12 protein-coding genes are annotated in these 11,354 nt (G+C 66.8%); 6 read left to right on the top strand and 6 right to left on the bottom strand.

Features of this window, described 5'->3' with window-relative positions:
- Nucleotides 1-296 precede the first annotated feature (296 nt).
- Both FV220_RS12805 and FV220_RS12810 read left to right on the top strand, forming a co-directional pair.
- Entirely contained in the window at nt 297-740 is a 444-nt protein-coding gene (locus tag FV220_RS12805) for a hypothetical protein (RefSeq protein ID WP_056252685.1), read from the top strand.
- A gap of 117 nt (nt 741-857) precedes the next feature.
- Entirely contained in the window at nt 858-1,136 is a 279-nt protein-coding gene (locus tag FV220_RS12810; RefSeq protein ID WP_147831814.1) for a hypothetical protein, read from the top strand.
- A gap of 57 nt (nt 1,137-1,193) precedes the next feature.
- On the opposite strand, the gene FV220_RS12815 is transcribed toward FV220_RS12810, so the two are convergent.
- On the bottom strand, nt 1,194-1,667 hold the full coding sequence (locus FV220_RS12815) for an Hsp20 family protein (protein ID WP_147831800.1): 474 nt from the start codon (nt 1,665-1,667) through the stop codon (nt 1,194-1,196).
- 179 nt (nt 1,668-1,846) lie between these two features.
- Here FV220_RS12815 and FV220_RS12820 point away from each other — a divergent pair, with 179 nt between their 5' ends.
- On the top strand, nt 1,847-2,851 hold the full coding sequence (locus FV220_RS12820; RefSeq protein WP_043764309.1) for an alpha/beta hydrolase: 1,005 nt from the start codon (nt 1,847-1,849) through the stop codon (nt 2,849-2,851).
- 88 nt (nt 2,852-2,939) lie between these two features.
- Here the strand turns inward: FV220_RS12820 and hisN are convergent, their stop codons facing one another.
- From hisN to FV220_RS12835, 3 genes are all read right to left on the bottom strand, one after another.
- Nucleotides 2,940-3,728, bottom strand: coding sequence for a histidinol-phosphatase (gene hisN, locus FV220_RS12825; RefSeq protein WP_147831802.1), 789 nt, complete (start codon nt 3,726-3,728; stop codon nt 2,940-2,942).
- 157 nt (nt 3,729-3,885) lie between these two features.
- Nucleotides 3,886-5,832: an AI-2E family transporter gene (locus tag FV220_RS12830; protein WP_147831804.1), complete on the bottom strand. Its 1,947-nt coding sequence runs from the start codon at nt 5,830-5,832 to the stop codon at nt 3,886-3,888.
- Between the two features lie 265 nt (nt 5,833-6,097).
- Nucleotides 6,098-6,898 carry a 5-oxoprolinase subunit PxpA gene (locus tag FV220_RS12835; RefSeq protein ID WP_147831806.1) on the bottom strand — a complete coding sequence of 267 codons (801 nt, stop codon included), beginning with the start codon at nt 6,896-6,898 and terminating at the stop codon, nt 6,098-6,100.
- Nucleotides 6,899-7,256: 358 nt separating this feature from the next.
- Here FV220_RS12835 and FV220_RS26390 point away from each other — a divergent pair, with 358 nt between their 5' ends.
- Entirely contained in the window at nt 7,257-8,342 is a 1,086-nt protein-coding gene (locus FV220_RS26390; protein ID WP_281406088.1) for a methyl-accepting chemotaxis protein, read from the top strand.
- Here the strand turns inward: FV220_RS26390 and FV220_RS12845 are convergent.
- Nucleotides 8,332-9,624 (bottom strand): nicotinate phosphoribosyltransferase, encoded by a 1,293-nt coding sequence (locus tag FV220_RS12845; protein ID WP_056144651.1) that lies wholly within the window; start codon nt 9,622-9,624, stop codon nt 8,332-8,334. The genes FV220_RS26390 and FV220_RS12845 overlap by 11 nt on opposite strands.
- Before the next feature lie 391 nt (nt 9,625-10,015).
- Complete coding sequence (locus tag FV220_RS12850; RefSeq protein ID WP_056144830.1) at nt 10,016-10,519, bottom strand: pyridoxamine 5'-phosphate oxidase family protein; 504 nt, start codon at nt 10,517-10,519, stop codon at nt 10,016-10,018.
- A gap of 130 nt (nt 10,520-10,649) precedes the next feature.
- Between FV220_RS12850 and FV220_RS12855 the strand changes: the two genes are divergently transcribed.
- Together FV220_RS12855 and FV220_RS12860 are read left to right on the top strand one after the other, a co-directional pair.
- Complete coding sequence (locus FV220_RS12855; protein WP_246689451.1) at nt 10,650-10,952, top strand: hypothetical protein; 303 nt, start codon at nt 10,650-10,652, stop codon at nt 10,950-10,952.
- 125 nt (nt 10,953-11,077) lie between these two features.
- Nucleotides 11,078-11,354 (top strand): iron-sulfur cluster assembly protein (locus tag FV220_RS12860; protein ID WP_147831810.1); only part of this gene is annotated, 277 nt, incomplete at its 3' end.

The raw sequence follows: 11,354 nt of genomic DNA on the forward strand, positions 1-11,354 counted from the left end.
GCGTGTGCCGCGCGGTTTAGCCGAAGCTCGGGCTTTCCGCCAAGGGCGGGCCTGTAAGGGTAAGGATGAGCCCGTCGCATGTGACGACGGGTGTCAGAGGATCGATGCTACCTCGAGCGACTGACGATGCATTAGCGGTGGATGAAATCTTCACCCGGTTGTCATTGCCGCGATGTCGGCCCAACCCTGTTCAATCTAGCGAGAGCATCCGTCGCAACCTTGGCGCATGCCCGACCGTTCTCTCGTTGACGGGCCGGTCCAATGGTTCGGCTGCGACGGCAGCGAGGAAGCCGACGATGGCGACGTTGAAGGAATTCGAGGAGGCCCTGCGCGAGCAGGGCATGAACATGGCGCTCGCCCTGCTCCAGCGTCTGCGCGAACGCGACCGGGCGACCCGCACGATCAAGCCGGCACGACGCCTCACGGGGCAGAAGATGACGCCGGATCTGGCGCGAGCCATCCTTGATCTCCACGCCTCCACGGGAATGACCCAGCAGGAGATCGCCTTCAAGGTCGGCGTGAACCAGGGGCGGGTCAACGAGGTGATCAAGCGCGGCAAATGGCTGAGCGACAACCCGAACGCACCAGAAGCCGTGGCCCGCGACAAAGCGAAAGCCCGTATGCGCGGCGAGCCGAAACAGCACCGTCCCGCACCAAAACCTCCGGTTCGCAAGGAGGGTCCGGTCGCTGCGCGCCGCAGGCAGAGCCCACAGGGGCAACTCGTCTTCGGCGACCTCTGAATCCTCTACCGAAACCTGGCTGATCGGCTTGGAGTTACCTCGGTGAGACCGCGTTTCCGTGCGGTGGAAGACGAGGGGCGTTGGGCTGTGTTGAAGGTTTCCCGTTTCGTCTGCGTTATGTGTACCGTCCTCGGCATCAGTTGGCCCGCCATGGCACAGCGGCCATCCACCCTCGACATGACCTGCCCAGAGGCGAGAGCCGTCGTGTCACGGAGCCGGGGCATCGTCCTCGGGACAGGTGGATCGACCTACGATCGCTTCGTGCGCGACCGTGGCGCATGCGAGGTCACTGAGATCACCATCCCCGCCTACGCGCCCACCCGCGATATGGCGGATTGCTTCATCGGCTACCGATGCCGGGAGCCGGGCCGAGGCGACCGGTTCGATGGATTTTGAACGCGAGCAGGCGCCCCGACCTCCCGGTCGGGGCGCTCATGGTCGAAAGACCGGCGATTACGCCGCTGCTTGCGCCTGACCTTCGATCACGGGCGCTTTCACGGCGCCCGACGTGGCGATCTGGATCTGGCGGGGCTTCTTAGCCTCCGGGATCTCTCGGACGAGATCGATATGGAGCAGGCCGTTCTCCAGGGCCGCACCCGTGACCTGAACATAGTCGGCGAGCTGGAACCGGCGTTCGAACCCGCGAGCTGCGATCCCCTGATGAAGAACCTCGGCTTTGCGGGTCGTGTCGGGACTGCGCTCGCCCTTGAGCGTGAGCGCGTTTTCCTTAACCTCGATGGTGAGGTCGGATTCGGTGAACCCAGCCACCGCGACGGTAATACGGTAAGCGTTTTCGCCTGTGCGCTCGATATTGTAGGGCGGATAGGTCGGGACCGCATCGGCGCTCACGAACTGGTCGAGGGCCGAGAAAAGACGGTCGAAGCCGACGGTAGAGCGATAGAGGGGAGCAAGATCGAACTGGCGCATGACATATTCTCCGTAGGAAGCAACATGTAACGTTATCGTCCGCCCAGAGGGCCGGACCGTTGCGCCGCCGTATCGGCCGGCGCTCCTCCAATATCGGAGGTACGTCGGAAGGCTTCAAGAGTCTGGATAGCCCTTCTCATGCAAAATTTGCCGCTGCTTCTCTTGTCTGGATCCTCCACATGCTGACCCTTGCTTCCACGCCCGGAAATCCGGCCCCTCCGGGGGGGACGTTGGTCGTCGTCCATGCAGATGACGGGATCCGGCTGAGGGCGGCCCATTGGCGCCCGACGACCCGGTTGGCGAAGGGAACAGTGTGCCTGCTGCAGGGCCGGGCCGAGTTCATCGAAAAATATTACGAGACCATCTCGGAGCTGCGCCGGCGCGGGTTCGCCGTTGTCGCGTTCGATTGGCGGGGCCAGGGGGAATCACAACGGCAGGTCTCCGATGCACATCGCGGCCACGTCGCGCGTTTCGACGATTATCGCCGCGATCTCAAGGCGATCGAGGATGCGATCCTGCGACCGCTGATGCCGCATCCGCATATGTGTCTCGCCCATTCCATGGGCGGCGCCGTAGCGCTGACCGGGGCGATGGATGGGTGGCTGCCCTTCGCTCGCCTCGTGACGGTGGCGCCGATGCTGTCGATCCGGATGATCCGTTTCCCGGCAGCGTCGTTCTTCCTTGCTCGCGTTCTGCACAGGCTGGGTCTCGGGCGCAGCTACATCCCGTTCGGCAAGCCCGCCTCTTTGGCTACGAAACCGTTCGCGGGAAACCGCCTCTCGGGCGATCCCACACGCTATGAACGCAACGCTCAGGCGGCCCGGGCCGTCGGCGCCAGCGCCGTGGGGGATCCGAGCGTGGCCTGGATCGTCGGCGCGTTCCGGGCGATGGCGAAGCTCGCCGATCCGCGAAAGGCCGCCTCGATCCGCATTCCGACTCTCGTGATCGGCGCCGGCGCCGACCCAGTTTGCGACACCGCGATCACGGAACGGTTCGTGGGCCGCCTCTCCTCCGGTTTCCTCCTCGTCCTGCCCGACGCCCGTCATGAGATCCTCTCGGAACGCGACGCGATTCGAGACGATTTCTGGGCGGCGTTCGATGCCTTCGTACCGGGGACGGTCGTGTCGGAAAGGGCTGAACACGCCGATGCGGGGCGGGCCGTCGCCGCCGCGATGACGCCGTGAGACACGCCCCCGATTGACCGGAAGAGGCCATCGCTTCTCCTCGGCCAAACGAGCGACGCAGAGCCTAAGCCTCTAAAGAATCAGTGCATTACGGGTTGAGGTGGCGCAGGGCCGCGGCGTGGAGCCGGACGTCCCCGGCGGCGACGATCCGGCCGCCCGTCGCGGCTGAACCGCCATCCCAGGCGGTGACGATGCCGCCGGCACCCTCGATGATCGGGATCAGCGCGACGATGTCGTGGGCCTTCAGGCCGGCCTCGACCACGAGGTCGATCTGGCCTGCCGCGAGCATGCAATAGGCATAGCAATCGGTGCCGTAGCGCGACATGCGCACGGCGCCCTCGATGCTCCGGAAGCGATCCTGCTCGTCGCCCGGCGCGAACAGGCGCGGATCGGTGGTGGCGAGCAGCGCATCGGCGAGGCGCTCGCAGCGGCGGGTCATGAGCTTGCGAGGGCCGCGAATGCCGTGGAACGAGGCGCTTGCCCCATCCCCCACGAAGCGTTCGCCGAGATAGGGCTGGTTCATCAGCCCGCGCACCGGCACGCCGTCATGGAGCAGGCCGATCAGCGTTCCCCAAGTGGGAAGCCCCGTGATGAAGGCGCGGGTGCCGTCGATGGGGTCGAGGACCCAGACGCATTCGGCATCCGCGTGGTCGGAGCCGAACTCCTCCCCGACGATGCCGTGGGTGGGGAATGTGCTGCGGATCCGTCCGCGCAGGATCGTCTCCGCCGCCCGGTCGGCCTCGGTGACGGGATCGAAGGCGCCGGTGTCCCGGCCCTTGTCGTCCATGCCGAACGAGGCCCGGAAGAAGGGCAGGATGGCCTGGCCCGACTCGGTGGCGAGGTCTTCCATGAACCGTGCGAGATCGACGACGCTCATCGAAAGCCTCCCTGTGGAACCGCCCCGCAACCGAAGCGGTGACGGGCGACCCGCGTCAAGCCCGGACCGCCACGAACAGGCCCGAAACACCGCCATCCCCCGGGCGGAATCAGCGGAATCGCACGGCTCTTCGGCCGCGGCGGAAAACCCGCCGCGTTCAGGTCGGGATGGCGGCGGCGACCGGCGCCGATGGCGGCAATTCGGGTGGTATTTCCGGCGGAATCTCGGGCGCTGAAGACTCCGGTTTCGCGACCGAGGCCGTGGTGCCGGCCCGGGCGAGGACGGCCTGCAACGCGGCGTCGAGGGACGACACATGCGTATCCGCGCCGATAGCCGCCCGCTGACCTTCGTCGTTAAGGATCTCGTGATCGGCCTGCCAGAGACCGACGACGATGGGCAGGCCCGGCATGCGATTCTTCAGCCGTCCGACGAGGCGGCGCAGATGCGTCGGCTCCCCGTTGATGGCGAGGGACACGATGCAGAGCATCCGGGCCGGGCCGGGATCGAACCCGTCGATCTGAACCCGGGCCACGTCGGAGAAGGGAACGATTCGGGTGCCGATGCCGCGCTTGTTCAGCAGTTGGGCCAGGATCGTGCAGGCCGATTCGTCGACGAAGCTGCGGCCTGTCACGCACAGGACCGCGCCGTCCTGCTTCCAGGCTGCCGGGATGTCGTCGGGAATGGCGAAATCGTCGTCGGGCACCTCGACCTCGCGGCGGTCGAGGCCGGCGATGAGGACGGCCACCGTGTCGCGAATGTCGTTCTTCTGCTCCGGGGTGAGCACGCCGCGGGCAGCGTCGCGGGCGGCGAGTTCGAGGCCCTTCAGCACCACGTCGTCATAATAGGAGGAGAGTGAGCACTCCTTGAGGATCAGCTCGGCATGCTCTTCGGCCTCCTCCGGGTCGTCGGCAAGGATGCGCTGGTAGAAATTCTCCACCGGGGTCAGGGCCGGCCGGTCGCCGAACAGCACGTCGAGGAATTCGAGTTTGTCCACGTGCCGCCCCAGCACCACGAGGCAGACGGTGAGCGGCGTCGACAGCAGCAGGCCGACCGGTCCCCATAGCCATGTCCAGAACAGGGCCGAGACCAGCACGGCGAAGGGCGACATCCCGGTGGACTGCCCATAAAGCATCGGCTCGATGACGTGCCCGGTCAGCGGTTCGAGGATCAGGAACACCGCGAGCGTCGCGATGACCATCGTCCAGCCGGGATCGACCGCCGCCGCCAGGGCCAGGGGGAACAGGGCTGCCAAGGCCGCGCCGATATAGGGCACGAACCGCATGAGCGCCGAGAAGATGCCCCAGAGGGCCGGGTTGGGCACGCCGATGACGGAGAGGCAGATGCCGATCACCACGCCGAAGGCGGCGTTGAGGGCGAGCTGGACCAGGAAGTAGCGGCTCAGACGCCGTGCGGCGTCGTCCATCGCCACGGTGGTCCGGTGGAGATCGCTCGACCCGACGAGGCGGATCATGCGGTCGCGCAGGTCTTCGCGCTGCATCAGCAGGAACAGCAGCACGATGAACACGATGCCGATGGTGGCCAGCGGATGCAGGATCGGCGACAGGATGGTGTTGGCCAGGGCCAGTGGGTCCGGCGCCCGCTCCTTCATCTCGACGACGACCGGTTTCTCGGGCGGCGGTGCGTTGGGTTTCCCGGCCTCGGGCTTCGGAGCCTCGGGCTTGGCGCTCTCCTCGCCGCCCTGGTGCATCGTCCGGCCGATATTGGCGACGTAATCGGCCAGCCGGCCGGCCGGGCTGTCGCGCAGGCCCTCGACCTTCTGCTCGATGGTGGTTCGGTAGCGGGGCACGTCCTTGGCCAGATCCGCGAGCTGGACGCCGATGAGGGTGGCCAACGCCGCCGCCACCCCGAGCGCCATGACGACGGAGGTGGCGACCGACAGGAACCGCCCGAAGCGCAGGCGCCGCAGCAGGTAGACGATGGGGCCCAGCACGAAGGACAGCAGGACCGCGATGGCGATGGGAATCAGGACGTCGCGGCCGATATAAAGGCCGGAGACGATCAGCGCGGTGACGATGAGGGGCGAGACCAGCGAAGGAGGAAGCGCTTCGGCCGCCGCGATGCGCGTCGCCCGAGGCGGCAACATCGGTTCCCGCAAAGGCGTCGCCCGGGAGATGCCGGTTTTGCCACTCGCGGAACTCTTGGAACCGGCAGAACCCTTGCCACTCGCGGACCCCGCCTTCGGCGCCTGCGGCGATGCGGCCTCAACCGGGGTGGGTGTCGCCATGTCGGTCCCGTCTCAACGCTACGCACACGATGGGCGGCGGTTTCGCCAGCGTCGTCGCCATGGGGAACGGAGTATCGGCGGGAAACGATCCCTGCTGCTTTCGACGTTTGTATTCATTCCGAGATCAGGCAGCGGCGAAGGCGGCCAGTTCGAAGCCCGCTTCCCCGAGGGCCAGCCGCACCGCGCGCGCCGTCTCCACCGCCTGCGGCGTGTCGCCATGGACGCAGATCGTGTCGATGGACACCGCGATCCTGCGGCCGGACAGGGTGATCACCGCCCCCTCCTCCACCATGCGGCGGACCCGCGCCGCCGCCTCGGCCGCATCGTGAATGACGGCCCCTGGACGCGAGCGCGCGCAGAGCTGCCCGTCCTCCTCATAAGCTCGGTCGGCATAGATCTCCCGCACCACGGCGAGGCCGGCATCGCGAGCCGCGCGCTCGGCCGCGAGGCCCGGCATCACCACCAGGGGCAGGGTCCGGTCGACGGCGAGGACCGCCCGCGCGAGAGCCGTGGCCACATCCTCGTCGGAGTTCGACAGGTTGGCGAGGGCGCCGTGCGCCTTCACATGGGTGACGCGATGATGGCCGAGGGCCGCGCAGGCCTGGAGCGCTCCGATCTGGTAGGCCACCCCGGCCTCGATCTCCCCCGCGCTTTCGGCGATGACCCGGCGGCCGAAACCGCGCAGATCCTGAAATCCCGGATGGGCGCCGATGGCCACGCCGCGTGCCTTGGCCGCCGAGGCGGTGGCGACCATGATCGAAGGATCGCCGCCATGGAAGCCGCAGGCGATGTTGGCCGAGGTGACGAGATCGAGGAGGGCCGCGTCGTCGCCGAGCGTGTAGGGGCCGTAGCCTTCGCCGAGATCGGCATTGAGATCGATCCTCATGAGGTCCGCCTTGTGGGTTCTGCCTTCGTCCATCGTCATAGGTTCGCCGACGCGGTTGCGAAGTTACCGGTGCCGTCCGACGAGTAACCGATCCCGTATCCAGGCCGCCGTCGAAGTTCGGGCAGCACAACTTTGCTTTCAAGGCAAGACAGTGTCGTTGCCACGATATATCCATCGGGATCAGGGCCCGGGAGCCGCCGATCCGAAACCCGATGGCGCGCTGCCTGTTCATGATGTCGGGTTTGGTTGTTCGGCATCATTATTTCGATGTGGGCGATGTCGGATCTATTGCGCCAAGTTCAGTCAGGACAACATAATTCATCGATTCTTATAAGATCGTGCCTCATTTGATCGATCGATTTTATTTGTCGGCGGGCACATGGGCGACGTGGTTTTCATGCGGGATGATCGGGCGGGGTCTCCGGATGCCGAAACCGGTGATTCGAGCCTGCGCGGTGTCGCGGCCGAGATCGCCGAGCTCAAACGCATTTCCTCGGACAAGAGCCGCCGCATCCAGGGCATCACGGCGCAGGTGAAGATACTGGCCTTGAACGCGCTCATCGAGGCGGCGCGGGCCGGTGAGATGGGGCGCGGCTTCGCGGTGGTGGCCCAGGAGGTGCGCGCCATCGGCGCGGAGGTCGAGACCGTGGCGAAGGCCCTCGAAGCCGAATTGTGCGGCCGGATCGTCTCGGTTCAGTCCCAGGTCGAGAGATTGTCCGAGCGATCCCATAACACGCGCCTCATCGATCTCGCCCTCAATGCCGTCGAGCTGATCGATCGCAACCTCTATGAGCGGACCTGCGACGTGCGCTGGTGGGCGACCGACAGGGACCTGGTGGAATGCGCCGCCTATCCGACGCCGGAGCGGGCCGCCCATGCCACGGAGCGCCTGGCCGTGATCCTCGGGGCCTACACGGTCTATCTCGATCTCTGGCTCTGCGGATTGGACGGACGGGTCATCGCGCATGGGCGGCCCGACCGCTTCGGCGACATCGTCGGCCGTGACGTTTCGGGCGAGCCCTGGTTCAGGAAGGCGGCCGGCCTACCCGATGGCGACGCCTATGTCGCCGCCGAGGTGGCTCCCCAACCGGGTCTCGGTGGCGCGCAGGTCGCCACCTTCTGCGCCGGCATCCGCGAAGGCGGCCGGAGCGAGGGACGGCCCATCGGCATCCTGGCGATCCATTTCGATTGGGAGCCGCAGGCCCGGTCCATCGTGGATGGCGTTCGCATCGACCCTGCGGATCGCGAGCGGACGCGGGTGCTGCTGGTCGACGCGCAGGGGCTCGTCCTCGCATCCTCCGGCCGCCGCTCCCTCCTCCGGGAGATTCTGCCGTTTCGGCCGGGCGAGCGGCGGAGCGGCGCCGATTCGGCAGGCGCCGTCACCGCCTTCCACCGTACCCCCGGCTACGAGACCTATGCCGGGCTCGGCTGGTACGGCGTCATCGTGCAGCAGCCCGAGGAATGGCGGACGCTCACACGATGACCGGCATCGCCGCCATCTCCCCGGTGCCGAAGACGCGCTTGTAACGGGCGATCTCGTCGGCCGGCCCGATGGCCTTGGACGGGTTGTCGGAGATCTTCACGGTGGGGCGGCCGTTGGCGGCGATGACCTTGCAGACGATGGAGATCGGATCGAGCCCGTGATCCGGCACCAGCCCGCGGAAATCGTTGGTGAGCAGGGTGCCCCAGCCGTAGCCGATGCGCATCCGCCCGTGGAAATGCGCGTGGATCTCCTCGATCGTCCCGACATCGAGCCCATCCGAGAAGATCGCGAGCTTTTCGTGCGGGTCGCAGCCGCGTGACGCCCACCAGGCGATGGCCTCCTCGCCGCCCTCGATCGGGTCCTTCGAATCGATGCGGATGCCGGTCCAGGCCGTCATCCAGTCCGGCGCATGGGCGAGGAACCCGGTGGTGCCGTAGGTGTCGGGCAGCATCACCAGCAGGTTGCCGGCATAATCCTGCTGCCAGTCGCGCAGCACGTCGTAGGGCGCCTGGGCCAGGGCCGCGTCGTCCTCCGCCAGCGCGGAATAGACCATCGGCAGTTCATGGGCGTTGGTGCCCACCGCCTCGACTTCGCGGCGCATGGCGATGAGGCAGTTCGACGTGCCGAGGAAGGCCTCGCCCAAGCCCTCGCGCATGGCCTCGACGCACCAATCCTGCCACAGGAAGCCGTGGCGGCGGCGGGTGCCGAAATCTGCGATGGAGAGGCCCGGCAGGCGCTTCAGCCGCTCGATCTTCTCCCACACCCGGGTCATCGCCCGCGCGTAGAGCACCTGCAGCTCGAACTTGCCGAGCCCGCGCAGGATTCCCCGCGAGCGCAACTCGTTGAGGATGGCCAGCGCCGGCACCTCCCACATGGTGGTCTCGATCCAGGGACCGTGGAAGGTGAGGACGTATTGTCCGTCGCGCGCCTCGAGTTCGTAGTCCGGCAGGCGGAAGCCTTCGAGCCAATCCATGAAATCGGCCGAGAACATCTGGCGGTTGCCGTAGAAGGTGTTGCCGCGCAGCCAAGTGGATTCCCCCCGGCTCAGGCGAACCGTGCGGGCGTGATCGAGCTGCTCGCGCAATTCGCCCACATCGACGAAATCGGCGATGCGGACGGAGCGGCTGCGGTTCTGGATGCCGAAGGTCACGTCGGCGTCGCGATGGCGGCGAAAGATCGTCTGCGCCATCAGGAGCTTGTAGAAATCCGTATCGAGCAGCGACCGGATGATCGGGTCGATCTTGAAGTTGTGGTTGTAAACCCGCGTCGCGAGATCGAGCATGGTCGGGAGGGATCCGGCGCGGGACCCGGGCGCCCGCTCACCGGCGAAGAGCGCATGGGCCTCGGGCGCGAGTCAATCGTACACCCGGCGATTGGCGGGGGCTGACGTCGACTGAACGGTTCGGCCCCTCGGGTGTATCGCGGGCGAGCGAGGGGAGGCGCGGGTCTCTCTCCCCCTTGTGGGGAGAGGTCAGGAGTGGGGGTGGCTCCGCCAGCCTCCACCGGCGGAGGGTCGCCCCACCACCCCCACCTCCAACTCCTCCCCACAAGGGGGAGGAGGGTCCCGCGCGCAGTCTCGCGACAGAGGGAGGCTTGCGCTGGAACTGGAAAACGCAGAAGGGCGGCCACCCGGCTTCGGATGACCGCCCCTATCGTCCGTCCGATCAAAAAAATCAGGCGAGATCGACCTTCTTGGTCTCGGTCTTGGGCGACTCGCCGGTGAGCGCGGCCTTCACGTAGCCGTAGATGTGCAGGGCCGTGGCGTTGGGGCTGTCCCAATACTCGCCCTTCTCCGGGTGGATGCGGATGAGCGCGACTTCCGGGTCGTCCTTGCCGTTGGGGAACCAGGTCTTCATGCTCTCGCTCCACTTGTCGTCGACGATGGCCTGATCGGTGACGATCTCGGCCTTGCCGGCGATGGAGACGTAAGTCTGGCTCGACGGGTCGGAATAGGCTAGGTTGACTTGGTTGTCCTTGCCGATCTCCGCGGTCTTGGGCGTGTGCAGCTTGGTGAAGAACCAGATGTCGCCGTTCTCGTCGATGTCCTGGCTCCACATCGGGCGGCTGTAGAGCTTCCCGTCCTGATCCGCCGTGGTCATCATCGCGACCTTGATGTCCTTGACGAGATCGAACAGCTTCTTCGCGCCCTCGTGGTCGCGGTGGTTGCCTTGATGCATGAACATGGTCTCCTGAAGGTCTGTCGTCCGTATCGGGGCGCGGCGCTCCCGGTCGCGGGCCGGCCCTGAAGGCTGCACTCACAACGGGCCAGGGCTCGCTTGGTTCAGCGCCGTTCGGAGAAGAGGAAGAATGTCTTTGCCCATCCCGACCCGGGGAATCCTCAATTTACTCTTGGGCGTCACCTGCGCCCTCCCCGTCCTCACCGCGCCCGTCGCGGCGCAGGTCCGCTTCGGTCCCGGCGTGCGAATCGGCGGTCACGATTTCTCCCACCGGCGCTACGGCAGCGTCCATATCCAGCGGGTGAAGCGGCTCCCCGGTCCCCCCGGATGCCGCCATGTCCGCAACGGGACGTATCGGCGCGGCGACGGCTCGGTCGTGCGCGGGCCGATGGAGCGGTGCAACCTCATCGCCATCCCGCCGGGGCGGCGCTGAATCCGTCCTCGTCGCGCATATCGGGGGGGTGAGACCGCAAGAGGTCTGGCGTTCTCGTCTTCGTCGGTTACATGCAGAGGGGCGTCCGGTCCGCCGTGTCCGCCTGCCTCGCCCGGAGAACCATCTTGGCCATTACTCGCGACGACGTGCTCAAGGCGCTGTCCGCCGTCACCGTCGATGCCGGCGGGACCACGCTGCCCGCATCGGGCCGCCTCTCGCAGGTGGTGGTCGACCCCACCAACCGGGTCATGTTCTCGATCCTGATCGACCCGAGCGAGGCGGAGCGGTTCGAACCGATCCGTCGTAAGGCCGAGGGCACCGTCCTGGCCATGGCGGGCGTCTCCGGCGTGTTCGCGAGCCTCACCTCGGAGCGCGGGCCGAACCAGCCCGCCCCGCCGGCGC

Source organism: Methylobacterium sp. WL19 (assembly GCF_008040005.1).
In the GTDB taxonomy this organism is placed as follows: domain Bacteria; phylum Pseudomonadota; class Alphaproteobacteria; order Rhizobiales; family Beijerinckiaceae; genus Methylobacterium; species Methylobacterium bullatum.

Bases quoted from the DNA above. Each gene is read 5' to 3' on its own strand.
- FV220_RS12805 (WP_056252685.1), top strand. From the start codon at position 297: ATGGCGACGTTGAAGGAATTCGAGGAGGCCCTGCGCGAGCAGGGCATG.
- FV220_RS12810 (WP_147831814.1), top strand. From the start codon at position 858: ATGTGTACCGTCCTCGGCATCAGTTGGCCCGCCATGGCACAGCGGCCA.
- FV220_RS12815 (WP_147831800.1), bottom strand. From the start codon at position 1,667: ATGCGCCAGTTCGATCTTGCTCCCCTCTATCGCTCTACCGTCGGCTTC.
- FV220_RS12820 (WP_043764309.1), top strand. From the start codon at position 1,847: ATGCTGACCCTTGCTTCCACGCCCGGAAATCCGGCCCCTCCGGGGGGG.
- hisN (WP_147831802.1), bottom strand. From the start codon at position 3,728: ATGAGCGTCGTCGATCTCGCACGGTTCATGGAAGACCTCGCCACCGAG.
- FV220_RS12830 (WP_147831804.1), bottom strand. From the start codon at position 5,832: ATGTTGCCGCCTCGGGCGACGCGCATCGCGGCGGCCGAAGCGCTTCCT.
- FV220_RS12835 (WP_147831806.1), bottom strand. From the start codon at position 6,898: ATGACGATGGACGAAGGCAGAACCCACAAGGCGGACCTCATGAGGATC.
- FV220_RS26390 (WP_281406088.1), top strand. From the start codon at position 7,257: ATGCGGGATGATCGGGCGGGGTCTCCGGATGCCGAAACCGGTGATTCG.
- FV220_RS12845 (WP_056144651.1), bottom strand. From the start codon at position 9,624: ATGCTCGATCTCGCGACGCGGGTTTACAACCACAACTTCAAGATCGAC.
- FV220_RS12850 (WP_056144830.1), bottom strand. From the start codon at position 10,519: ATGCATCAAGGCAACCACCGCGACCACGAGGGCGCGAAGAAGCTGTTC.
- FV220_RS12855 (WP_246689451.1), top strand. From the start codon at position 10,650: ATGTCTTTGCCCATCCCGACCCGGGGAATCCTCAATTTACTCTTGGGC.